The 25,109-nt window shown below is 60.8% G+C and carries 16 protein-coding genes; 10 read left to right on the forward strand and 6 right to left on the reverse strand.

The window, feature by feature from the left end; genetic code table 11:
* The first annotated feature begins 292 nt into the window (after window positions 1–292).
* A complete protein-coding gene (locus tag N688_RS12055) occupies window positions 293–1,282 on the forward strand; it encodes a GAF domain-containing protein (protein ID WP_052889515.1) in 990 nt (329 codons plus the stop codon).
* Between the two features lie 267 nt (window positions 1,283–1,549).
* On the opposite strand, the gene N688_RS12060 is transcribed toward N688_RS12055, so the two are convergent.
* Both N688_RS12060 and N688_RS12065 read right to left on the reverse strand, forming a co-directional pair.
* Window positions 1,550–2,950 carry a sigma-54-dependent transcriptional regulator gene (locus N688_RS12060; protein ID WP_052889516.1) on the reverse strand — a complete coding sequence of 467 codons (1,401 nt, stop codon included), beginning with the start codon at window positions 2,948–2,950 and terminating at the stop codon, window positions 1,550–1,552.
* The gene (locus N688_RS12065) at window positions 2,947–5,475 is read right to left on the reverse strand and encodes an ATP-binding protein (RefSeq protein WP_052889517.1); all 2,529 of its coding nucleotides are present in this window, start codon (window positions 5,473–5,475) and stop codon (window positions 2,947–2,949) included. Before N688_RS12065 ends, N688_RS12060 begins: the two co-directional genes overlap by 4 nt.
* A 730-nt stretch (window positions 5,476–6,205) precedes the next feature.
* Here N688_RS12065 and N688_RS12070 point away from each other — a divergent pair.
* Complete coding sequence (locus N688_RS12070) at window positions 6,206–6,916, forward strand: DUF1345 domain-containing protein (RefSeq protein WP_081838781.1); 711 nt, start codon at window positions 6,206–6,208, stop codon at window positions 6,914–6,916.
* Here the strand turns inward: N688_RS12070 and N688_RS12075 are convergent.
* Window positions 6,913–8,229, reverse strand: a complete 1,317-nt coding sequence (locus N688_RS12075; RefSeq protein ID WP_052889519.1) for a cytosine deaminase — start codon at window positions 8,227–8,229, stop codon at window positions 6,913–6,915. The two genes, N688_RS12070 and N688_RS12075, sit on opposite strands and share 4 nt — an antisense overlap.
* 288 nt (window positions 8,230–8,517) lie before the next feature.
* Window positions 8,518–9,897, reverse strand: a complete 1,380-nt coding sequence (locus N688_RS12080) for a purine-cytosine permease family protein (protein ID WP_052889520.1) — start codon at window positions 9,895–9,897, stop codon at window positions 8,518–8,520.
* Window positions 9,898–10,471: 574 nt separating this feature from the next.
* Between N688_RS12080 and N688_RS12085 the strand changes: the two genes are divergently transcribed.
* Complete coding sequence (locus tag N688_RS12085) at window positions 10,472–12,544, forward strand: GAF domain-containing protein (protein WP_052889521.1); 2,073 nt, start codon at window positions 10,472–10,474, stop codon at window positions 12,542–12,544.
* A gap of 206 nt (window positions 12,545–12,750) precedes the next feature.
* On the opposite strand, the gene N688_RS12090 is transcribed toward N688_RS12085, so the two are convergent.
* Window positions 12,751–14,520, reverse strand: coding sequence for an MDR family MFS transporter (locus N688_RS12090; protein WP_081838782.1), 1,770 nt, complete (start codon window positions 14,518–14,520; stop codon window positions 12,751–12,753).
* A 55-nt stretch (window positions 14,521–14,575) separates the two neighbouring features.
* Window positions 14,576–15,202 (reverse strand): TetR/AcrR family transcriptional regulator, encoded by a 627-nt coding sequence (locus tag N688_RS12095; RefSeq protein WP_052889522.1) that lies wholly within the window; start codon window positions 15,200–15,202, stop codon window positions 14,576–14,578.
* Between the two features lie 294 nt (window positions 15,203–15,496).
* Here N688_RS12095 and N688_RS12100 point away from each other — a divergent pair, with 294 nt between their 5' ends.
* The 7 genes from N688_RS12100 to N688_RS12130 all read left to right on the forward strand — a co-directional run bounded on the left by N688_RS12100 (window position 15,497) and on the right by N688_RS12130 (window position 25,080).
* Window positions 15,497–16,153: a cupin domain-containing protein gene (locus N688_RS12100; protein ID WP_052889523.1), complete on the forward strand. Its 657-nt coding sequence runs from the start codon at window positions 15,497–15,499 to the stop codon at window positions 16,151–16,153.
* 14 nt (window positions 16,154–16,167) lie between these two features.
* Window positions 16,168–18,216 (forward strand): hydantoinase/oxoprolinase family protein, encoded by a 2,049-nt coding sequence (locus tag N688_RS12105; RefSeq protein ID WP_202901907.1) that lies wholly within the window; start codon window positions 16,168–16,170, stop codon window positions 18,214–18,216.
* Between the two features lie 18 nt (window positions 18,217–18,234).
* Entirely contained in the window at window positions 18,235–19,986 is a 1,752-nt protein-coding gene (locus N688_RS12110; protein ID WP_052891475.1) for a hydantoinase B/oxoprolinase family protein, read from the forward strand.
* A 320-nt stretch (window positions 19,987–20,306) separates the two neighbouring features.
* Window positions 20,307–20,912 (forward strand): hypothetical protein, encoded by a 606-nt coding sequence (locus N688_RS12115; RefSeq protein ID WP_052889524.1) that lies wholly within the window; start codon window positions 20,307–20,309, stop codon window positions 20,910–20,912.
* Between the two features lie 381 nt (window positions 20,913–21,293).
* Window positions 21,294–23,075, forward strand: coding sequence for an ABC transporter ATP-binding protein (locus N688_RS12120; RefSeq protein WP_052889525.1), 1,782 nt, complete (start codon window positions 21,294–21,296; stop codon window positions 23,073–23,075).
* Window positions 23,065–23,919, forward strand: a complete 855-nt coding sequence (locus tag N688_RS12125; protein WP_052889526.1) for an energy-coupling factor transporter transmembrane component T family protein — start codon at window positions 23,065–23,067, stop codon at window positions 23,917–23,919. The genes N688_RS12120 and N688_RS12125 overlap by 11 nt, the downstream gene beginning before the upstream one ends.
* Window positions 23,920–24,189: 270 nt before the next feature.
* Window positions 24,190–25,080 carry a class I SAM-dependent methyltransferase gene (locus N688_RS12130; protein WP_052889527.1) on the forward strand — a complete coding sequence of 297 codons (891 nt, stop codon included), beginning with the start codon at window positions 24,190–24,192 and terminating at the stop codon, window positions 25,078–25,080.
* Window positions 25,081–25,109: the final 29 nt, after the last annotated feature.

Here is a 25,109-nt window from a genome sequence, read left to right on the forward strand (position 1 = left end):
ACGCACGCCGACACACGCCGATGCCTGCGGATAGATAGATAAGCGTCGTAGACTTCACAACTGTCCCCACCTTACAGTATAGTCTCTGATGGAAGAGCTGCCCCACAAGGCTGTTGAGCATGCCTGGCTCGACACAAACGAACAGCTGATGACTAGAAGGGCGCACGCCACTCCTGTGAGAAGGCAGAATCGAAACTGGCGTCTTCTGGTTGACTCTGCCTGTTCCCTCTGTTATCATATGCCAGAAGAGCATCAATACAGGAACAGAGAGTAGGAGTCTGAGGGGGCGAGTATGAGCGTGAGCGAATCCCCGTCCTGGCAGTCCGTCTTGCAGCGGCTCATCCGAACAACGGCGGAGCGCCAACGCCTCGCGACGGCGCTCGGAGTAACGACCATGACGCTATCTCGCTGGGCGAACGGCGAGTCAAGACCCCATCGCTCCCACCTGATCCGCCTCGTCCAGGCCGTTCACCCCCAGTATCGCCAGGAGCTGCTGGAAGCCCTGCGTCGTAGCTTTCCCGACATCGATGCCCTCCTGCGCGAGAGCACCGTCGAGCAAGTGCCTTCTGAATTTTTTGCCCAGGTGCTCAGCGCCCGCACCACGACAATCGAGTCGCTGCGCTTCTGGCAGATCGGTGAGATGGTCCTGCGTCAGGCCCTGACCCAGCTCGATCCGAATCATCTGGGCATGTCTATCACCCTGATCCAGTGCATGCCTCCCCACTCCGATGGCAAGATCCGCAGCCTGCGCGAACGCATGGGGAAAGGTACGCTTCCCTGGACCGCCGACCTGGAGCAAATGGCCCTCTTCCTGGGCATGGAGTCACTGGCTGGCTACGTGGTGGAGTCCGGGCGCGTCCAGAGCATCGAAGACTTGCGCAAGTACCACCTCGTCCCCGCTTACCAGAGCGAGTTTGAGATCAGCGCCGCCGCTCACCCCATCTGGCTCGGCGGGCGCGTCGCCGGCTGCTTGCTGGCCTCCAGCACCGAGGTAGGCTATTTCTCTCAACAACGGATGAGTTTGCTGGCCATCTTTAGCGATCTGGCTTCGCTGGCTTTTGATCCCAGCGAGTTCTATGCCCCTTCGCAGATCGAGCTGCGGCCAATGCCCTCCCCTGAAAAACAACGTCCGATCCTGGCAACCTTCCGCCAGCGCGTGGCCCGGCTGCAGCACCAGCGCCGCCTCTCTAACGCCGAGGCCGAACAGGAGGCCTGGCAAGAGATTGAGGCCGAACTGCTGCGCCTGGGAGAACAGGAGAACGAGACCGTGCTCGACTGTTGAGCCAGCCTCTGCCTTGTCAGGCCGCCCGCCCCTCCTCCTTTCCCCACCACTGAGGTGGTACACCTCACCGGCTGGCCTCGCTGGCGCTTGCACTCCCACAGCTCTCGCCCTCAGCAGCGGCCAGAGACCCAGGTTGGCCCCGTTCCGACGCTGACGCCTCCTTGCTACTCCCTCCTGCTCTCCTTGCGCGCCGTAATAGCTCCCAGGTGCAGCCAGGACCTCGACAGCAAGGCCAGCGGACTCGACCTCGCGACCTCGCTCCCCCCCTCATTCAATGCCGTGTTTGCGCATCAGGTAACGCAGCTGGTCGACTTTGCTCATGCCGAGCAGTTCCGCCGCCCTCGTGCGGTTGTGCCCCGCTTCGCAGAGCGCCTGACGAATGAAATGTTGTTCTACACGCTCCACAATGCGCTCCAGCGGTAGGGGCTGCGCTGGATGGCTGGTCAGCCACTCCTCCCAGGGATCACAGGCCCCAGATCGACGGCCTTCGCTGTAGCCAACGATCTCTTGGGGAAGATGGATCGGCTGGATCTCATCGCCGTTGCTGAGAATCATGGCGCGCTCAATGACATTCTTGAGTTCACGCACATTCCCCGGCCAGCTGTAGGCCAGCAAGAGACGCTGAGCTTCTGGCGAGATACGACGCACGCTGCGCCCCAACGACTTGTTGAAGTCTTCGACGAAGCGTGAGGCGAAGAGAAGGATATCCCCCGGACGCTCTCGCAACGGCGGCAGGTTGATTTGCATGACCGCCAGACGATAGAAGAGGTCGCGGCGAAAGATTCCCTCAGCCATAGCTTTCTGCAGGTCACGATTGGTGGCCGCAATGACGCGCACGTTGATTTTGACTTCCTTGCTGCCTCCCAGACGAAAGAAGGAGCGCGTCTCCAGCACGCGCAGCAGCTTGGCCTGCATATCAAGCGGCATTTCGCCGATCTCGTCAAGGAAGAGTGTACCACCATCGGCTAGCTCCAGGAGCCCGCGCTTCTGCTTGCGCGCATCGGTGAAGGCATATGGCTCGTAGCCAAAGAGTTCGCTCTCCAGGAGGTTATGCGCAATGGCAGCGCAGTTCAGGGGCTGAAACGGGCCGGAGGCCCGCGGACTTTGCTCGTGAATGGCATGGGCGACAACTTCTTTGCCGGTCCCGCTCTCGCCAGTGATGAGGACAGAGGCAGTGTCGCTGCGGGCCACACGGGCCACCATCTCGAAGACCTGGCGCATGCGCTCGCTGTGCCCAACAATGTAGTTGAAGTGATAGTTGTCGCTGCGCTCGCGTCGCAGTTGGCGCAGCTCACGGTACATGGCGCTGGTCTCTAGAGCACGCTGCACGACGAGAAGCAGCTCTTCAAGGTCGAAGCCCTTGAGCAGGTAGTCAGAGGCTCCCAGCTTCATGGCTTCGACAGCACTGCGCACGTCCCCATAGGCCGTCAGCATGATTACGGGCAGCTCCGGCTCGCTGGCCTTGATGCGCTTGAGTACCTCTAGCCCGCTTAGCCCGGGCAGACGCAGATCCAACAGGACAAGGTCGACCGAGCATTGCTGAATGACTCGCAGACCGGCCTCGCCTTCGGCGACGGTTTCAACTTCGTAGCCGTGCCTGCCCAGGTAGCGGGCAATCTGGTGCGGTAGGTGCGGCTCATCGTCGATGATGAGAATGAACAGGCTCATGATGTCTGTGCTCTCCCGCTCGTTGGTTCTGTGGTCCGAGATTCGGCCCCGCTCTCGCTCTCCGGGCTATCGTCAACAGGGGCTAGAGGCAGACGAACAGTGAAGGTGGCACCGTAGCCCAGACGGCTTTCGACGCTGATCTGCCCCTGATGACTTTCGATGAGACGCTGGGTGATGGCCAGGCCCAGCCCGATACCGTGCGCTTTGGTGGTGAAGAAGGGCTGGAAGATGAGGTCTAGCTGCTCTGGGGGAATACCTATGCCCGTGTCGCTGATGGAGAGTTCTAGCCACCTCTGTGTTTCTTGCGCTAAATAGCCACTTTGGCTCTCCGCAACATGCACCCGCGGCAAGACATAGCCCGCCCCAACCCCCGATCGCGGACGCTGGACAACCTGAGCCGAGATGGTAAGAATCCCCCCTTCTGGCATGGCCTGGATGGCGTTGGTGTAGAGGTTGAACAGGACTTGTTCCATCTGCTCCATGTCGGCAAGAACAACGACCTGCTGCCGCTGGGGCTGCTCCAGCAGATCGCGCTGATAGACACGATGGACGACGATGCCAGCCTCAGTGAGACAGGGCTGGAGCGTCTGTAGGACGTGCTCGTTAAGGGCAATGAGGTCACAGGGGACACGATGTAATTGGCGCGGCTTGGCAAAGAGGAGCAGCTCGCGCACGATGTTGTCAAGGCGCTCGACTTCTTTGAGGACAACGGCTATCGATTCTTGGGCACCACGGTGCTCGTCGAGAGGCGGCTGGGCCCGATCTCCCTGATCACCAGTACCGGCTTCGCTGGCTTCACTCCGGATGAGTCTCTCTAGATCGTCCATGAGCATCTGCATGGTGATTTTGATGGAGGCCAGGGGATTGCGCACTTCGTGCGCAACACTGGCCGCCATCTTGCCCAGTGAGGCCAGTTCGTCTAGCCGACGCTTCTCTTCCTGGAGACGATGCATAGAGGTGACGTCGCTGAAGGTGAGCAGGGTCCCAATCTGCCGCCCCCGGTCGTTGCAGAGGGGCTGCCAGGTCATGTCAAGGACCAGGTCTTGCCCCTGGCGATCGTGCGTGATGAGCGTTTCGTGATAGGCCGACGGCGAGCGCTGGCCACCACCAGACTGCAGGGCTTCGCCTGGAAGAGCCTGGGGATTCTTGAGCGGCAGAATCTTGTGAACCGGCTGCCCCAGCGCTTCGTAGGGATGATAGCCCAGGATGAGTGAGGCCGCCCGGTTGAAGGTGGTGATTTGCCCACTGAGATCTATGGTCATCAATCCGCTGGGAATGCTCTCCAGGATCAGCTCTTTGAGGCGCTGGTCGTCCAGAACCTGGCGCAGGAGCTTGCGCGCTTCGTTGCGCGCCTCGATAACCTCTGTCATGAGGTGGATGTTCTCAAGGGCAGCGCTGGCCTGACTGGCCAGCACCTGCAACATCATCAGTTCAACATGGCGCACTTTCCAGGGCCGATAGGTGCCTCCTACTAAGAGACCAAGCACCCGCGGCTCTCTCTCTTCAGGTCCATAGAGCCGACCACGCCGCCCCGGATCGCCCCCGCTGATGAGCGGCAAGGCGATGAAGGTGTTGATGCTCGCAGGCAGATGACTGAGATAGTCGGCAGTCCGCGGACTGCCCGGGCGCTCGATGAGGAGGGGCGTGGGATGGCCCCCCTGCTCACGGGCATAGCGGAAGAGCGCTTCGCTCAGGGCCGGGCTGATCCAGGGCGCCTGCCTCCCCATCGGGGGCGAGAGGAGAATGTCGCAGAGATCAAGCGGCGCAATTTCACGGCTGCGCTGCATGATGATGGTGCACAGACGCTCAAGATCGTGGACGGCACTGTTGATCTGGCTACCGATGCTGTTGAGTAAGGAAAGCTCGTGAATGCGCTCACGGTCCCGCTCCAGCAAGAGCGTGTTTTCGAGGAGCATGGCACTGACGCCAGCGACGGCTTCCAGGACCTGGATCTCTTCTTCGGCCCAGTAGGCCGGTAGACGGCTACCAGGGAGACCAGCAGCCTGACCTCCAGCCTCGGGCTGGCCCTCGTGACCATCACGAATGGCTACCAGGACGCCAGTGGCCCGCTGGCGATAGATCAAGGGCACGGCAACTAGCTGCGGCCCCCCCGGATCTGCTGGCGCAGTGGCAACACGCCGCAATCTCCAGGCCCGCGCCTCGGGCCGCTCGCTATTGAGATCGATAGGATTGATCTGGGCAACCGCCAGAAGCGAGGTGGACCAGCCTGGCCGGTCGTCAAAGGTCCCTGAAACGAATTGCAGTGTCTCGCCAATGCGCTTGTAGAGCAGGACATAGCGGCTCCGCAGCAGCGAGGCCAGCCGCCGCGGCAGACTGTCCTGCAAGAGACGGTAGTCGCCAATGGCACTGAATTCGTCGAGGATGGTGGTGACAAGAATGGACGCGCTCAGCGGCGCGGGAGCTGAGGCCGCTCCCTTCCCTTCCCCTCCAGCAGTCTCTTCCGCTTCCTCGCCCGCTCCGGACCGCGAGGCGAAGATGCCCGAATCATGCTCTGCAGTACGCATGTTTCCCCCCTTCTCCTGACCGCTCCAGTCCGCTGTGCCCCTGTCGAGCAGGCCCCACTAGCTGCCCGCTCTGCTGAGTGCTCACCTGGAGGTTCTCTTTGCTGACCACACTACACCTCTTCCGCAATCTCTCCGCAACCTGGCACCTCTGAAGGGGCCACAGTGGATAGACGACTACCCACCGGCCTCCACAGGCATTCTGGCCGCTTCATGGTCTCACCCTTGCCTTTCTTCTCGCCATTTCGCTACCTGTCCGCTCGTTGCCCATTCCTCCCGTACACAGGGCCAGCACTGCCATCCCGGATATGCCAGCTTCCCCCCACCCGCTAGCCCAGCCCACAACCAGACCCCGCCTCGACGACCCCAACCGGCAACCTTCTCCCCCCTGCGCCTTCTCCTGTTTTCTACTATAGCAGATGCTAGCCTATTTTGCACCTGTCATTGGTCTTGTTTGAAAATATTGCCATTATCTCTGCCTGGCTTCCTTCCTGCCCTGTTACTATTATGACTGATAGTTCATAATCTTGTGTAAAATCACCAGAAAAAAATCTTGCCTCTCTCTTGTGCAGCAAAAGGCCCCCGGAAAGAAGGCAAGAGCCTGGAGCAGAACAGGGCTTGCAACCGGCAGACAACTCCGCTACCCTGATAGGCGAGCAACCGCCTTCTCTGACCGAACCTGGTCAGGCGAGCGCGGACTGAGTCGCGGCAATTAAGCAAGAGAGAAGCAAGAATGGAAGAGCATAGAACACCGCACGGAGTGATAGGAAGAGAACAAGGAGAGGAAGAGCGACAGGAAGTGGAGAAAGAGAGCAAGGTCGCGCCGCGTTGGTTGGCTCTGGTCACGGCCCTGCTCTGTGGCCTCCTCTACGCCGTCTTACCATCCTGGCTGACCCTCGGACCGAACTGGCTCCCGCTGGTGCTAGAAGGAATGATCGTGCTCGGAGCCGTCGTATTCAGGCTTCTCGCTCGGTCGGGCCAGCAGCTCCAGCACATCCACCGCTTGCAGCGCCACCTGGCTTTTGGGCTGCTCGCGATCGTGACGCTGGCCCTTGGCAGTGCCGTAGCCTTGCTCATCCTCAATCTGCCGCGCAGCACGCGAGCTGATATCCTGCTGCGGGCCGCCGCCCTGCTCTGGACCTCCAATATCTTAGTCTTTGCCCTCTGGTATTGGGAAATCGACGGAGGGGGACCAGTGGGACGGCACCGACGTGGTCACCGCGCCGCCGATTTCCTCTTTCCGCAGCAGGCCAATGGGAACAGCGGTGGCTGGGTGCCCCACTTCCTCGACTATCTCTTTCTGGCCTTCACCACAGCCACCGCGTTTAGTCCAACGGATACTATGCCGTTGACGCGCCGGGCCAAGGCCCTGATGATGCTGGAATCCTTGCTTTCCTTGCTCGTCCTGGCCATCCTCGCGGCGCGAGCTGTCAACATTCTTTAATCCGCCGGGGAAACGGCCCAGGACGGCGGGAGACGAAAGGCGACCTCGCTCCCTTCGCTCTCGCCAGCGCGGCGCAACAGACTGCGGGCCGGCGCCGTCGCCGCCACTTCCCGCCCCCCTTTGAAGACGTGCAGGCGCGCCGGCAGCAGGCGCAGGGCTTCAAAAGCCGAAGGGGCATCGAGCAAGACAAAATCGGCAGGCTTCCCCTCCTCAATCCCATAGCGGTCCTCGATGCGCAAGACACGGGCCGCATTGGTCGTGATGAGGTCGAGCACCGTATTGATCTCTTCGTAGCCGCTCATATGGCAGAGCAAGAGGGCAAGCTGGGCAGCAGCCAGCATATCGCCGCGTCCAAGCGGGAACCAGGGGTCCATAATTGAGTCGTGGCCAAGCGCCACCGTCACCCCAGCCTCCAGCAGCTCCTTGACACGAGCCAGGCCGCGGCGCTTCGGATAGGTGTCAAAGCGGCCCTGCAGGACGACGTTGTCAAAGGGATTGGCAATGACATTGACTCTGGCTCGCGCCAGCAGGCGCAAGAGCTTGAAAGCATAGGCATTATCGTAGGAATGCATAGCCGTGCAGTGGCTGGCCGTCACACGCCCCTGCCAGCCGGCGCTGAGGGTCTCCGCCGCCATCACTTCCGTGAAGCGCGAATGGGGATCATCGGTCTCATCGCAGTGACAGTCAATATCGCGATTGAACTCGCGCGCCAGGGCAAAAGCATAGCGCACATCTTCAACGCCAAGATCGCGCGTCCACTCGTAATGGGGAATGCCTCCAACCAGATCACAGCCTAGCTCCAGCGCACGACGCATCAGCTCCCGGCCATTGGGAAAGGAGAAGATGCCATCCTGCGGAAAGGCGACCAGCTGCAGCTCACAGATATCGCGTACCTCCTCACGTACCTCCAGCAGCGCGCGTAAAGCCGTCAGAGAGGGATCGCAGACGTCGACGTGGCTGCGAATGTAGAGGGTGCCCTGAGCCACCTCCCAGCGAATCGCTTCCAGAGCACGACGCTTGACATCCTCGCGGCTTAGGGACGGCTTGCGCTCGCTCCAAATCTGAATCCCTTCCAACAAGGTGCCGCTGCTATTGTAGCGAGGCTGGCCCACAGTGAGAACAGCATCCAGGTGAACATGAGCATCGATGAACGGCGGCGAGACCAGGCGCCCTGCCGCCTCGATCTCACGCGTGGCCGTGTCGGTGGCTAGCTCAGGAGCGATACGCACAAAACGGCCATCTTGTATAGCGATATCAACGAGCGCCTCTTTACGATGAAGGCGCGCATGACGGACAATCAAGTCATAATGCATCGTTCTTCCTCGTCTAGTGCGTGATGGAACTCACCAGGAGCGAGAAACAAGGACGGCACCATACGATCTGCAGCGAGCAAGCGGCTCCCGTCAGAAAGCACTGAGGCCGTCTCGGGACAAGAAACAAGGGGCAGGCGGCCTGCTGCAGCTGCTTCAGCTTTTTTGCTCTCCGCCTGCCCCTGCTGAGCAATACTCTGACCGGCTCAGGCTCCCTCCACTCTCCTCAAGAGGCCCTCGAAGGCAGGGAAACCTTCTCTCTCTGACGCGCTCCGCCAGTCACCCCAGCACTCAGCGCCCCGTCTGTCGCAGCTCAATGGGGCGCAGGAGGAGATAGGCGATTGCGGCCAGGACGATGCCTAACTCGAAGCCGATATCCATGCCGTAAGGCGGGTTGACTAGCTTCGCCAGTGGGCCGACGTAATAAACCTGCGCGGCCCCCAGAGCCACGCCAACCAGGCCGATGGCCATCGCCACCAGGGCCGCCCACCCAATGGGCAGCTTCTCAGGTCTATTCCAGTCATCGACATTATAAACACTGTGGCGAAAGACAAAGTGTTCCAGGATCAAGATAATCGACCACGGGCCAAGCCAGTAGGCAATCAGCAAGAGGAAATTCTCCAGGGTCTGGTTAAAATTCTCTGCCGCCGGCAGGGCGATTGCCACATAGATCACCGCGCCGATCAGGGTCCAGACAGCACGCGGCACCCGCTGCAGAGATTTGCCAACCACCTGGATCGAGAGGCCAAGGCTATAATCGTTGGGAATGTTGTTGGCCACCACACTGAGGGCCAGCAAGACCAGCAAGACGGTCCCGAAGCCACCCAGGGGCTGCAACACCCCCGCCAACAGCTCGCCACCGCCCTTGGGAATCCAGCTCGTCAAGAGCATGCCCAGGGTCTCCAGCGCCACACAGGGCAGAAAGACCCCCAGGAAGGTCAGCCAGAAGACGCGGCTAGCCGGCGTCTCCTCCGGTTGGCGAACATTGTAATCGGCAGCGTAGGAACTCCAGCCGGTGGCGAAGCCATAGATCGCGCCGCCGAAGGAGATGAGCGAGGCAAACCAGGCCGCGCTGGCCACTGGCGTTGGCACAATTTTCATGTGCGGGGCCGCCACCACCGTCATGATGACAAAAATGATGGCCATCGGAATCCAGGCAAAGCGCTCGTAGCGGTGAACGTAGCGATAGCCATAGATACTGACGAGGGTCGTCAGCAGAGCAATGACCAGAATACCCGCCCAGCGCGGAACCGCGCCGTTGCTCAGGGCCGCGACCAACTGGCCGCCCACAATGACATTGACCGCCGACCAGCCGATACAGGCCGCAACATTGAAGAGGGCCATCACAATTCCCCCGACCCAGCCGAAGGAGAAGCGCGAAATGGTCATCTGGCGCAGACCGAGTTTGGGACCAAGGGTCGAGAAGAAGGCGACGGGAAGCACACCCAGAGCATTGAAGATCACAATCACGGCGAGACCGTCCCAGAAGCCCAAGCCAAAAACCTGGTTGGCGAGAGCGCCCAGGGCCACCGTTGAAATCACCAGGTTGGCCGAGAGCCACATGGTGAAGTTGTCAAAGATACGCACATGAGTGCGAGCAGTGGGGGCTACCCGTTCGATACCGTGAATCTCAATGCCCCGTTCTTCAGGAATAGTGACGATGTCAGACATACTGCTATCTCCTGGAGAAAAACTAGTGGGACGCTCCTCGTTCGCTCACGTGCGAGTTTCGCGCGATGAAAGGGCTGTCATCCTCGACCTTCCTCGCTCGCGTTGCACCATTCCACCGCAGGAGGCACCCTGGGAGAACCTTGCGTTGGGCGGCATTCAGCATGGATTAAGAGGTATCCGGGAGAGCAAGCTGAACCACCTGGCCGCCTCTCCGGAGCGCACGAAGGATGAGCTAATTCCAGCTCTATTATACCAGCATCGCCGCCTCCCTGTCACGGTCTCCTCTCCTGGCCGCTCGCCAGCTCAAGCAGTCAGACAGGTCATCAGCTCTCGTGGGGGGATCATAAAAAAGCCATAAATGCTCATAGGCAGCTTTGACCAGGGAAAGGAGTCCGTCACCCTAGACGCTTTTCACAGAGAGTAGTTACAATGCACACATATAGACATCATATGTCTGTCGGCTGCCGGCGGCGCGCGTGGACAGGTGTGGAAGTGAGCACACGGGCATACGAGCGCCAGTCTGTTAGCCACAGCGCACGACGCTGCAGCTATCTCTGTCCATCAGGAGGTCGGCATGGTATCCAGAACAGCCCCGGATCGCGCCGGGAGCAAACGCCAGGCGGAGCAGGAGCACCGCGAGCTGGAGGAGCTGCGCCGGGAGAACAGTCGGCTGCGCGAGGTCCTGGCGACCAAGTCGCAAGAGTACGCGCTCCTTAACGAGATCATCGCCGCTGTCGGCTCGACGCTCAAGCTCGACGAGATCTTGCACCGTCTTGTCGCTGCCATTGTGCGCGCCGTCTCCTGCCACGCCGCATTTCTCTACCTCTACGACACCGAACACGAGCGCCTCGTATTGGCCAGTGCCAGCGAGCCGTATGCGCGCTTCGCCGGCAAGATCGAGCTAGCCCTGGGTCAGGGTATCGCCGGCTGGGTTGCGACAACGCTGGAGCCGGTGATTCTCAAAGAGCAGGCACGCAGCGATCCCCGCTTCTACGTCGTGCCGGAGCTGGACCGCGAGGAATTCCAGTCGGTGATGACGGTCCCCATTGTCAGCCGCGAGCGCCAGCTGATCGGGGTCCTTTCGATGAATACCGCCGCCCCGGCAACCTTCAACGAGGAGCAGCAGCGTTTTGTCTGCAATACGGCGGCCCTGGCAGCAGGTGCAATCGAGAATGCGCGGCTCTATGAACACACGCGACGCAAGCTGAATATCCTGACAAGCCTTTCGGTACTCAGCCAGACGATTAGTTCCAGCCTCTACCTCGATGAGATGCTGCGCTCGCTGGCAGCACTCACCGCCCAAATCATGGAGGCCGATCTGTGTGTGATTATGCTGGTAGATCAGGCCCGAGGCCGGCTCACGGTGCGGGCCGTGGCTTCGGGCCTGACGGAGCGTGAGCATTCACTGCTACAATCTCAGGAAGCGGAGCGCCCGGCTCTGGAGGCCCTGCACGAACCGGTCAGCAATGCCTCGCCGGGAGCCAGCACCGGTGGCCCCAGCCCCGCCAGCACTGGCCCGCTTGATAACGCTGTCAGCCTCCAGAGCGGCGAGTATCAGGCCCTGACCTTCGAGGGCTTCAATCCGCTGAAGGATGGCCAACACCGTACCCTGCTCTCAGCCCCCCTGGTGTCGGGTACCGAGCACCTGGGCCTGATCAATTGCTATTTCCGCAAGGCGCGACGCCCCAGCCCCGAAGACCAGGCACTCCTGAGCACCATTGCTAATCAGGCCGCGATTGCGATTAAGAATAGCCAGCTGGTCGACCTATTGACTCAGAAGAATCTGGTCAAGGCTTTCTTCGATGAGTTACTGGGCGGCGCTTACGAGTCGGAGGAGGCACTCAAGCAGCGCGCGAAGCTGCTCGGCTGCGATCTGGAACGCCCACATGTGGTAGTCCTCTTTGAGCTGCTCCCCGCCGAGGACAGCATCGGGATCGGAGCCGGCCTGTACCGGACCCTGAGCGAGGAGGAGCGCCAGACAGCCTACAAGCGGGCCTGTGGCCTGATCCGGCGCCGTCTCCAGGAGGTCTATCCAGGCTCGCTGCTCTACGAGCAGGAGCGGACACTCACCTGCCTGGTCCGCCTGACACAAGAAGGCGAGCCTGCTGCCCCCCACACGGCCATGCCCGGCCCAGCCAGCAACGCGCGCCTCAAGAGCTGGCTACGCGAGCTGGTCCACCAGCTCCATCAGGACCAGACCTTGCATGTGGCCGCCGGCATCGGCAATCCCTGTCAGCAGCTCGCCGACTACCGCCGCAGCGCCGCCGAAGCCCGCGAGGCTCTCCAGATGGGCCGCAGCCTCAATGGCGACGGCGTGACCCACTTCAATGACCTGGGGATCTATCGCTACCTCTATAAGATCGCACGCATGGATGACCTGCGCGATAGTTACCAGGACCAGATCGCCCGCATCGCCCACTACGATCGTCGCAAGGGCACCGATCTGCTCTCAACTCTGGAAACCTATCTGGAGTGCGCTGGCAACCTGACCAAAACCTCGAGTCGCCTCTTTGTGCACAGAAATACCCTGATACAACGCCTGGAGCGCCTGCAATCGCTCTGCGAGATCGATCTGCAGGACCGCAGCAACTGGCTCAGCTTGCAAGTGGCCATCAAGGTCTATAAGCTGCGTAACAACCTCCCCTAGCCCCGTCCGAGCCAGCCTTGCTCGCCCCGGTCTTGGATGCAGGCCAGGCAAGCGAGATGCGCCATCCCTCAGCCCGCCAGACAGGGCCTGAATACCAATACAACAGGAGAGGGAGGAGCGGGAGCGTCCCGCCCCTCCCTCTCTCTGATGACCGATGAGGGGAAGGCACCGGCAAGGCAAGACAAGTCAAGAAGAGAAGGAGCTTGCTAGATCAAGCCGACCAGCTCGCCGGCCTCGGGCGCTGGCTCTCCCTCACCCTGGCCCGCGCCTTGGGACTGAGGGCGCCGCCGGTCACGCAGCTTGATCTCCTTCAGGAAGAAGACCGCAACCAGCGCCACCACCATCAGCACAAAGCTCAGGACAAAGACATTGTGGATACCCTGAGCCAGACCCGTCTTGACCGCCTCCATGATCGTTGACAGCAACTGCTGCCCCTGCGGTCCAAAGGCCGCCGCGGCACGCTGCATCTGCTGCCGCGCATCATCCGAGAGCAAGATCTCTGGATTATTGAAGGCCGAGAGGAAGCGCGCCGGCACCACCTGCTTGACCATCGCAGGCAGAGCCTGATCAAAGGCCGGCTGATAGGCCGAGGTCATGATCGACCCCATCGCCGCCAGACCGACGGTCGCCCCAATCTGGCGGAAAAAGACCATCGCCGACGTTGCCTGGCCAATCTTCTGCACCGGCATGGCATTCTGCACCACCAGCGTATAGAGCGACATGCCGAAGCCCATCCCCAGGCCCAGGACCAGCATGGCGATCAAGACATCCGTATTGGTCGAATGAACATCCAGGCGCGTCAGCAGATAGGAGCCGACCACACTGATGGCCATCCCCGTGATGGCGATCCATTTGTATTTACCGATACGAGAGACCAGCTGACCGGAGAGGATACTACCAGCAACCGAAGTCAGCATCAGCGGCGTCAGAATCAGCCCACTGTTGGTGGCCGTGGTCCCCACGACTCCCTGAACAAAGAGCGGGATGAAGAAGACGCTGCCGAAGAGACCCATCCCGAAGATGACGGTCACAATCGTACTGACCGTAAAGATGCTATTCTTAAACAGGCCAGGTTCAATAATGGGCTGACCCTGACGGCGCTCCAGTCGGGCCTCATAGACCAGAAAAGCCGTCAAGAAGACCACAGCGCCAGCCAGCAAGCCGAGAATCTGGGGCGAGAGCCAGTCGTACTGATTGCCAGCCAGCGAGAAACCGAGCAGCAATGGTAGAGCGCCCAGCACGAGCAGCACAGCACCCAGGTAGTCGATCGAGACCTGGCGGTTCTTCCCTCGCAAAGCCGGCATCAGGAAGATCAACACCAGCAGGGCCACGATCCCAATGGGCAGATTGACGTAGAAGACCCAACGCCAGCTTGTATTTTGCGTAATCCAACCGCCGAGGGTAGGGCCAATAATCGAGGACAGCCCCCAGATCGCCCCCGTCAGTCCCTGCCACTTCCCGCGCTCACGTGGCGTAAACAGGTCACCGACGATCGCCATGGCGATCGGTAAGAGCGCACCGGCTCCCAGGCCCTGGAAGGCCCGGAAGGCAATCAGCTGATTCATCGATTGGGCCGCCCCCGAGAGGGCCGAGCCGAGCAAGAAGATCACCACGCCAAACAAGAAAATCGGTTTACGGCCCACCAGGTCGGAAAGCTTTCCATAGATTGGGACCATGACCGTCGATGCCAGCAGGTAGGCTGTGGAGACCCAGGTATAGCGATCGAAGCCCTGAAGCTCGCCGATGATACGCGGCATAGCCGTCGAGACAATCGTCTGGTCCAGGGAGGCCAGCAGCATCACCATCAGCACTCCGGCCATCGTCAGGGCCGTCTCACGCGCCGAAAAGCGCGGCAGCTCCTCAGCCATCGCCTGCGTGGGGCGCGCGGCAGTGGCAGCTGCCACTGCCTGGGTCCCTTCAGCGGAAAGCGTCTCCGCCGCTGGACCAGCACCAGACGGCGGTGTTAGTGGTTCCATAAAAGCAACTCCTCTCCTCTCTCTTCCGCAATCGCCACAATCAGCATGGCTGTACTCAGCAAGCAGCGATTCCTTTAAAGTAAATGCGAGCGAGATAGCGCGCCACCTCAGCGGGCGCCAGACCCTCCTGCCCCACCAACCGCTCATAGCCACGCACCGACACCAGGTTCAGAAAGAGGCTCAGCATGACGCTGGTCGGCAGCTCAGGATTGAACTCACCGGCAGCCTGTCCCTCGGCGAGCAAGCTCTCGATGCGACGAGTAAGCTGCTCCCAATGGGCATGCATCTCCTCCTTCTTGGCCAGGAGGGCACGCATCTCAGGGCTGTTATACATACTGTAGAATAGGCGGGTACGTTTTTTAAACAATTCTCCGTAGAGAAGGTGCAGAATCGCCTCTAACTTCTCACGCGCCGAGCGCCCCGGGGACGAAGCGATGGCCTCCACCTCGGCCATTGCCTGCTCCGTATCGCGCTGAAAGAGGGCCGCCAGCAGGTCCTCTTTGCTCGGGAAATGGAGATAGACGGTCCCCTTGGCAATCCCCACCCGCGCGGCGATCTCATCGATCGAGGTCTCGTGATAGCCTTTTTCGCAGAAGACCTCCTCTGCGGTTTGCAAGATGAGCGCCTCGCGCTCCTGCCGCTGCTTCTCCTTCCATGAGCGCGGCGCGGTCGAAGGCGGCATCAGTGCACCTCCTCGTTCGTTGACCGATGGTACACAGTTTGACTGTTTCTATAGAAAATGACCACCGAGAAGAATTTTGACCGATCAGTCATGACCGGACAGTCAGAATCTTACCACCTGGTCAAGGAAAATGTCAAGGGGGGGAGGGACCAACGAATGGCCAGGTCCTTCTCTGTGTTGGCTGTCAGATCTTTTGCTGATCCGTCTCCCTTGCAAATGGGCCATCCCTATGCTATACTCACTAAAAATGTTTACCTATATAAAACACTGGTATAGAGTGAGGCAGAAGACAGCATGACGACAGCCGGTCGTGGACTCGTCGAAGAGCAAAGCAAAGTCGCCAAAGAGGCATCAGCCAGCGCTGCTGAAGCCGAAGAGCGGATTCGTGTCATCGGGTCTCTTATTCGGGCCAGGCGGCGCGAGTTGAAGCTCTCTTTGCGCGAGCTGAGCAAGCGAACAGGCCTCTCTATTGGCTTCCTCTCCCTGGTGGAGCGAGGGCGATCATCGTTAGCGCTCACCTCTCTTTCCACCGTTGCAAAGGCGCTTGACATGAATCTGGCGAGCTTTTTCCCGCCGGCTGAGCAAGAGAAAGGGCGGCCAGGGATGGCCCAGCTGCCTTATGTCCAGCGTGCAGAGGACGGGAGCCAACTGGCAATGGTCTCCAGTCTGCGCACCTATAAGATGCTTTCCCCACGCGCCCCCAACCTGACGCTGGAGCCGTTGTATGTGACGATCCAGCCGGGCGATGTCAAAGAGGAGCCTTACAGTCATGAGGGAGAGGAGTTCGCCTACATCCTGGAAGGTGAACTGGTTTTTATCATCGCTGGGCAACAGTACCGCCTCGGTCCTGGAGACAGCATCTACTTCCATTCGTCCGTGCCTCATGCCATCCGTAACGAGACGGATCAAGTGGTGCGGGCCATTTGGGTGCTGACTCCGCGACTGATGTGAGAAAGGCAAAGACGATGAGCATACGAGCAGCCGTTGACATCGGCGGAACGTTCACCGACCTTGTTTACTTGGATGAAACTAGAGGGCAGATCGGTCTGGGCAAAACCTCGACCACGCCAGCTCGCTTTGAAGAAGGGGTCATTACGGCCCTGACTGAGGCTCAGCTGCGCGATGTCCAGTTCCTGGCTCACGGAACAACCGTGATCATCAACACGTTGACCGAGCGCAAGGGCGCTGTCACTGCCCTGATCACCACCCGTGGCTTCCGCGATGTCCTCGAAATCCAGCGTGCGAACCGCCCCGATATTTATAATCTGCTGTTCACGAAGCCGAAGCCCTTTGTGCCGCGCCGTCTGCGCCTGGAAGTACGCGAGCGCCTCACTTATAAGGGTGAGGTGCTGCAGCCTCTGGTCGAGGAGGATGTGCGGGCCGCTGTGGCTGAGGCGCGCCGTCAGGGGGCGCAGGCCCTGGCGATCTGTTTTCTGCACGCTTATGCCAATCCCGTCCATGAGAAGCGGGCCTTGGAGATTGTGCGTGAGGAGTGGCCCGATGTCGATGTGACCGCCTCTCACGAGCTGGCCAACGAGTGGCGCGAGTTCCAGCGCACGAGTACCGTTGTCCTCGACGCCTACGTGAAGCCGGTAGCGCGGCGTTATCTGGAGGCCCTTTCGCAGCGCCTCGATGAGGTCGGGATCGGGCAGCAGCGTCGCTATGCCATGCAATCCAATGGTGGCATCTCGAAGTTCGAGTTGGCCAGTCGCACCCCTATCCACCTGGTGGAGTCGGGTCCTGTCGGCGGCGTGATTGGTGCGGCAGCCATCAGTCAGCTGCTGCATGAAGATAATATCATTACGCTGGACATCGGTGGGACAACGGCGAAATCTTCGTTGGTGGAGCGCGGCGAGATTCGCGTGACGAGCGATTATTATATTGAGCGCACGCCAACGACTGCCGGCTATCCGATTAAGGTGCCGGTGGTGGATATCGTTGAGATCGGGGCCGGTGGGGGGAGCATTGCCTGGATCGATCCAGCGGGCGCCCTCAAGGTGGGACCGCGCAGCGCGGGGGCTGAGCCAGGGCCGGCCTGCTATGGACGCGGCGGCAGCGCGCCAACGGTCACTGATGCGAATGTCCTGGTGGGCCGTATCAATCCCGAGTATTTCCTCGGTGGCACGATTCGCCTGGATGTGGAGCAGGCCCGTCGGGCGATGATGAGCATTGCTCAGCCGCTGGGCTTGGATGTGGAGGAGGCGGCCCTGGGTATCATCCGCCTGGCCAATGCCAATATGATCCATTTGCTCAAACTGGTCTCGGTGCGCCAGGGCCGCGACCCGCGCGAGTTCGCGATGGTGGCCTTCGGTGGCGGTGGCCCGATGCATGCCGCTGCTCTGGCTCGTGAGCTGCGCGTCCCGCGTGTCATTATCCCCCCTGCCCCCGCCCACTTCTCGGCCTGGGGTATGTTGATGAGCGATATCCGCCATGACCTGGTCCGCACCAGGCCGGTGCGCCTCGATGGGGTGGCAATGGGCGAGCTGGAAGCGATCTGGGCTGAGATGGAGCAACAATTGCAGGAGACCTTTGCCGCTGAGGGTGTTCAGCCGGAGGAGGTGGTCTTTGCCCGCTCCGCTGACATGCGCTACCTGGGCCAGGAGCACACGGTACAAGTGCCTGTGCCGACGGGCCGCCTGGGTGAGGAGGCTCGCCCACTGGTGGCCAGTCGCTTCCATGACCTGCACGAGCAGCTTTATACCTTCCGCCAGGATTCGCCCATCGAGCTGGTGAATCTGCGCGTGGCCGGCTTCGGACGAGTGCGTAAGCCCGAGCTGCAGACGATTGCTCAGCATGATGGGAGCGAGCGCGCCCTGAAAGGCCAACGCCTGGTTCACTTCGACGACCTCGGGCGCTATGAGACACGCATCTATGAGCGCAGCCGCCTGGGGGCTGGCGCCCGCCTGGAGGGACCGGCTATTGTTGAGGAGCCGGCTGCTTCCACGGTGGTCTTGCCTGGTCAGCTGCTGCACGTCGACGCTTTCGGGAATTTGATTATCGAAACGGGGGAGTGAGCGAGCATGGCTCAGCGCATGGCAGAGTCCAACCGCGCCGATGTCGACCTCTTTACGATCGAGATCGTCAAAGATGCCCTGGTCGCGATCGGCGATGAGATGTTTATCGCGCTGCAGCGTACGTCGAAGAGCACGATTATTTATGAGGTGCTCGACTTCGCTTCTGGTTTGACGGATGCTCGCGGCCAGCTCATCACCCAGGGCAATGGGGTGACGGGCTTCCTGGGCACCCTGACCTTCGCGGTGCGCTCGGTGCTGGAGAAGTTCGGTACGGAGAATCTGCATCCGGGCGATGTGGTGATTACCAATGATCCCTACGGCGGCGGCGGTACCCATCTCTCGGATGTCTCGCTGGTCGTGCCGATCTTCTATGGGGGGCAGCTGGTGGCTTTCGCCGCCAGTAAGGCTCACTGGACCGAGGTCGGCGGCAAGGACCCTGGCTCCTGGACAACCGATTCGACCGAGGTCTTCCAAGAAGGGCTGCAGTTCCCTTGCGTCAAGCTCTTTGAGGAGGGCCGCCCCGTTCAGAGCCTCATCGATTTGATCGCCGCCAATGTGCGCTTGCCGGATATGACCCTCGGCGATATGTATGCGCAGGCCGCTTCGCTTCACCTGGGCGAACGGCGCTTTCAGGAGCTGTGCGACCGCTACGGCCTGGCTGTGGTCCAGAGTTCGATCGAGGCCCTCCTCGATTACGGCGAACGCATGACGCGCCTGGAGCTGGCGAAGTTGCCCAAGGGGGTCTATGAGGCTGAAGACTGGATCGATGATGATGGATTGGGTCATGGCCCCTTCCCGGTGCGCGTGAAGGTGACGATCAGCGACGATGAGTTTATCTGCGACTTCACGGGCACGCATCCCCAGGTACCCGGTCCGGTCAATTGTACGCTGACGGGCCTGCATTCGGGCGTACGCACGATGCTCAAGGCCATTACCAGCCCTACCATTCCGGTCAATGAGGGCTGCTTCAGGCCGCTCAAGATTATTTGTCCGCCGGGGACGATCTTCACTGCTGAGCGTCCGGCTCCGGTTTCGACCTATTGGGAGACCATGAACTATGTGACCGATCTGGTCTGGAAGGCCCTGGCGCCGATCGTGCCCGACCGGTTGAGCGCTGGTCACTTCCTGTCGGTCTGTGGGATTGTCCTGGCCGGCACCCATCCCGATACGAATGAGCTGTTTCTGCTGGTTGAGCCGCAGGCCGGTGGCTGGGGCGCTGGAGCCGCCAAGGACGGCGAGTCTGGTCTGATGTGTGTAGGCGATGGCGAGACCTATGTGATCCCGGTAGAGGTCGCGGAGACGCGCTACGGCATCCTGGTCGAGCGCTATGAGCTGGATACGGAGCCGCGGGCCGGAGCAGGCCGTTATCGCGGCGGACGCGGCTGCATCCGCGAGTACCGCGCTGTGGCTGACAATGTGACCTTGACCGCTACTTTTGGCCGCCACAAGTATGTTCCCTGGGGGGTGGCTGGCGGCCAGAACGGCTCACGCAACGAGGTGCGCATCCGGCACGCGGATGGCCGTGAGGTGGTGCTGGGCAAGTGCGCCCGCTACCCGCTCAAACGCGGCGAGGTGGCGCGCCTGGTGACTGGCACTGGCGGCGGTTGGGGCTCTCCCCTGGAGCGTCCGGTCGAGGCGGTGATCGAGGATGTGCGCGATGGCTACATCAGCCGCGAGCAGGCCTGGCAGGACTATGGCGTCGAGCTGGATGTGGAGACGCTGAGCGTGGTCCGCCTCAATCCCGAGCGCCTGGGTCTTTCAGCTTCGTGATCTGCAGCTGTGGGGCCATTGCCAGGTAGGCCATCTGTCCGTCAGTCGCAGGCGGGTCGATCAGATGGTCCCTGGCGATCGCCAGGCACTGCATCGTTGTGGAAGGCTGCTCCTGCCTGGACCAGGGCAGGCAGAGGGTAGCACCTTCCCCCTCCCATACGGCTAGCAGGGCAGTCGCCGAGCGCGCTGCTCCTCCTCAATTCCAACCCAGGGAAAAGGCCAGCCTGAGCCGAAGCAACGGTAGAGATCGTTGAGTCGTTCGCCCATTAGTAGGCTACCCTGACGTCGCCGCCGCGACGTCTGTGGGGGAGGTTAGAGATATGCAGCAGACGACCAATAGTCCAGGTGAGTTGGTGCAGCGCCGCCCCATCCTCAGCGCGCGCCAGATCGCGGTCGCAGTGATCTTCGGAGCCATCGCGGCTGCCTTCGAACTGCTCCAGATTACGATCCCCGGTTATCTGCCCGGCGTCAACTTCAATCTCGGTGGTATTTGGCTGACTCTGTCGACCATGATCGGCGGCCCTATCGTCGGGGCCATTGTGGTCTTTGTCGATTCGGTCACCGGCCAGGTTGGGATCATCGGCTGGCCCGGCTACCTTATCCATGTGCTGATTCTGGCCGCCTTCTATCCCGCCGTCTATCGTGTGGCCAGTGTTCCCAAGCGCCTGGCCCTTTTCTTGCTCTTGACTGCGGTGGCGCTCTTCTTCCAGTATTGGTGGTGGATCGGCCTCTATTCCTTTGTGTTGAAGATTATCCCCTTCCAGGCTCAGCTGGCCCTGCAGTTTGGCTACGCCTACTGGATCTATTTGATCATTTATTTTCTGGTCCCGGCCATCTTGCTGGCAACGGTGCCAAGGTTCGTTGCTCCGCAGTGGCGCTGGCCGTGGCAACGTGAAGAGACTCCTCAGACCGCTGAGCTGAGTTAAGGGTGTTACTGCTTCAGCTGAGGCGGCCTGGACCGGATAGGATAGAGAGGAGAAGGAGAGCAGGGGGCTTGCTCCTACTCAGAAGGCGCTGATGAGTTACCTGCTTACAGGTGTCGGCTCTCTTCTGCCCGCTCTGGAAGAGAGAGCGCTCTTGCGGGACAGGTCGGGCTGAGCCGCGGCGCGCCTCCCTGCAAAGGAGCGCGCTGATACGGATAGGTTGCGCCTGGCCTGGCTCGTCATGGGCGCTCTCTCCTGCGCAGGGTGACTGACTGCACCTGCATGAAGGTCTGAGCCTCTCCGCCGTCGGTCGTGTTCTTGTGAGATGCACGCGAGCGCTCTCTGACTTACCCCATTAGCAGCTGGAAAAGGAGGAACGAACTCGTGCCAGTAGAGGAGCAAGTATGTGCGCTCGCCTACGAGGGATTCGGGTTCACCTACGAGCAAGGGAATAGTGAGGTCGTGCGCGATCTGTCGCTCCAGCTCTCTCAGGGACGGGTGGTGTTGATCACTGGACCGAGTGGAGCCGGGAAAACAACGGTCTGTCGCGCGGCCAATGGGCTGATTCCTCATGAGTTTAAGGGGAATATGCGAGGCCGGGTTACCGTCGCCGGACGCTACGATTCGCGGCGCTATAGCGTTAGCGCCCTCTCGAAGCTGGTCGGTCTCTTGCAACAAGATCCCGATACCCAGCTCTTTAATCCAACGGTCGAAGAAGAAATCGCCTTTGGGGCCTGTAACTATGGCCTGCCCGCCGAGACTATCCGCAAGCGCATCGAGCGGCTGCTAGAGCTGACTCGCTTGAGCGAGCACCGGCGCAAGAATCCACATCAGCTCTCAGGTGGGCAACAGCAAGCCTGCGCTTTGGCGGCCATCCTGGCCTTTGATCCGCAGACCCTGATTCTGGATGAACCAACTTCGAACATCGATCCTTTGGGGAGCCAGGAGGTGCTGACCCTGGTGGCGCGCCTGGCGCGCGAAGAGGGACGGGCCACGCTTCTGATAGAGCATAAGCTTGATGAGATCGTTCATCTGGTCGACGAGATGCTGGTGTTGGACCGGGGGCAGGTCTTGCACCGTGGGAGCGTGCGTGAGGTGCTGGAGCACGTCGAGTACATTGATTCGGTGGGCTTGAGCGTTCCCCAGGTGACGCTGTTGGCGGCCCGCCTGCGCTCAGCCGGCTGGCCCCTGCCACGCCTGCCTCTGGATGTCAGTGAGGCCGTGGCCTTGCTGGAACCGCTCATCGATGGCCCGGCCCTGGTCAGTCTTCCTGCTCCAGCCTCTACCTGCGGCTTCAGCTCTGGCCCGGACAGGGCCGGCGGAGCAAGCCCAGGCGCTGAGTCGGTGATCGAGGTCAGCGGCCTGAGCCACGTCTACCGCGATGGGACACCGGCCTTGCACGATCTTGATCTTCAGATCCGCCGCGGCGAGTTTGTGGCAATCCTGGGCCAGAATGGCTCGGGGAAGACCACTCTGGTGAAGCATTTCAATGGGCTGCTGAAGCCTACCAGCGGCACGGTGCGCGTGGCCGGTCTCGATACGGCGAAGGCCAGTATCAATGAGATGGCGACCACCGTGGGCTTTATTTTCCAGAATCCCGATACGCAGATTTGTAAGCTGAAGGTCTACGATGAGCTGGCTTTCGGTCTGCGCAATCTGGGCCTGCCCGAGAAGCAGGTCAGGGAACGGGTGCAGCAGGCCGCTGAGGATCTGGAGATCGTCCACCTGCTCGATAAAAATCCGTTCTTGCTGAGTATGGGCGAGAAGCAGCGCATTGCGGTGGCGGCAGTGCTGGCTATGCAGCCCAGCGTGTTGGTGCTTGATGAGCCAACAACGGGACAGGATTATAAGCGGGCCAAGGAGATTATGGATCTGGCTGTCCGCCTCCACGCCGCAGGTCAGACCGTGGTGGTCATTACGCACGATATGAATCTGGCAGCTGAGTATTGCCAGCGGGTGGTGGTCATGGCTCATGGGCGAGTGCTGCTGGATGCCCCAACCCGCCAGGCTTTTCAGGCAAGGGAGGCGCTCCAGGCTTCTTCGTTGCGTGCCCCCCAGGTGACCCAGTTGGGCCAGCAGCTCGGCTCTCCTTGGGCCTGGCTGACGGTTGATGAGGCTTTAGCCGCTCTCAGTGCCGTACGAAAGGGGGCCGGCGATGGCGCTTGAGCTGTCCTATCAAGACCGCGGTTCGGTGATCCACCGGCTCGATCCCCGGGTCAAGCTCCTGTGGTGGCTCTCTATCAATATTACGCTCACGACCTGGAATGACCCGCTCTTTCTCTTTTTGCTGCTAGCGAGCGTCTTCGCCTACGGGAGGATTGCCCGCATTCCAGTCTGGCAAGGAGTAAAGCAGCTGCTGCCGATCTTGCCGTTTGTAATCTTCGTGCTGCTTGCTAATATCGCTTTCTGGCGCCCGGCCCATGCCGAGACCGCCCACTTCATTGGCTACGTTATTCCGCGCGGCACGCCGGTCCTCCCGCCGGTTCCGCTCTACTGGGAGACCGTCGTTTTCTCTGTCGGTACGATGTTGCGGCTGCTGGTGCTGGTTGAGAGCACGCTGGTGCTGATTAAGACCGTCTCGCCGGCGGAGATGGCTCTTGCCGTGGCGCGCATGGGGGTGCCGCCAGAGATCGGGATGGCGCTTTCGATGACCATCGCCTATATCCCGGTGGTGGTCGCTCAGCTCGTCTCGGTGATGGAGGCCCAGCAATCGCGAGCCTGGAAAGTGAAGACCTCCAATCCGGTCGCGCGCTTCCGGGCCTATACGACGATCGCTATTCCGACCTTTTTCCGCTCGTTCCAGGCGGCAGAGGCGATGGCGGCGGCCATGCTTTCGCGCGGTTTCGGCTACGATATCGATCATCGCACTGAGCTGGAACCGAGGCGCTTTAGTGGACAGGATTGGGTCTTGACAGCCCTCTTTGCGGCTTTCCTCGTGGGCGGCTTTCTCCTCGGTTTCTTCGGTATTGTGCAGTACACCCTTACGATGCGCTTGCTGGGCTTCCACTAGGGTAGGAAGGCCCCAGCACGAGCCCGGCCTCCTGGTCAGGTCGTTCGTCCTGTCTTCGTTGTTCTCTTGACGCGCGCTGCTCAGAAGCTGATGGCCAGGTATCTGGCCGGACGGCAGCCATGATGGCTGGTACGGGTCAGATTGATCAGGTTGCGCAACGGGCTCGATAGCCGGCTCCTCCGCTGCGCAGTCTGTGCATGCCTGACGAAGACTTTCGCGCGAGACGAGAGTTGGTACGCTTCAGTCATTTTCGGAGAGGAGCACCTATGCATGACGAGAATAGAGCTTGATGATACTTCGCAGAGTAGTGCAAAGCACGATCGTGAAATAGCCTATCTGCTGCAATTGGAGCGCCTGCTGATGGAAGGTCTGGGCAGCGCGCTCGTCGAGGAGGAGATCCCGCCCGATGGGGGGCGGGTGCTTGTTGTCGGGTGTGGATCTGGCAGCTGGGCCCTGGAGCTGGCTTCTCTGTATCGAGGGGTCGAAGTGCTCGGCATTGACTCCCATCCTGAGCTGATCAAGCGGGCCCAAGCTTGGGCCTGGGCTCGTAATCTGCAACACGTCAGCTTCCAGGTGGTCACCGACGTGGAGTCGCTGGCTCTCCCCACTGCTTCCTTTGATTTGATCTACGGGCGGCTGCTCTCCCCTTGCCTACCGCCGAAAGCCTGGCCCCGCCTCCTGGCTGAGTGTTGCCGCCTACTGAAACCAGGCGGCAAACTGAGTCTGATCGAAAGCGAAGGACCACTGACGACCAGTCTGGCGGTTGAGCATGGCTGGTGCCTGGTGAGCAAAGCTCTGCAGCGCGCTGGTCGGAGCTTTTCGGTGGACGGGCGCCATCTTGGCATCACAGTGGTGCTGCCGCGTCTGCTGCGCCAGGCTGGCCTGCTGGATGTGCGGCTGCACTCCTGTCTGATCGAGTGGTCGCAGGGCAGCGAGGCCTATCTCCCGGGCTGCAAAGCTGTCCTGAGCGGTTTTGAGCAGTTCCGGCCTTTGATGATCACAATGGGCATAGCCTCGAGGGAAGAGCTGGAGCAGCTGAGAGAGCAGGCCCTTGCCGAATTGCAGGATGAGGACTTCTGCGCGCTCTGGCCTTTGTTGGCTGTCCGGGGGCGCAAGCCTGTCTCTCCAGATGAGTTCCCTCCAGAGCGCGATTGGTGGTAGGAGGGGAGAGCCTCAACAGCGCTGCTGTC

The sequence above is a fragment of the Thermogemmatispora carboxidivorans genome (assembly GCF_000702505.1).
GTDB lineage: Bacteria > Chloroflexota > Ktedonobacteria > Ktedonobacterales > Ktedonobacteraceae > Thermogemmatispora > Thermogemmatispora carboxidivorans.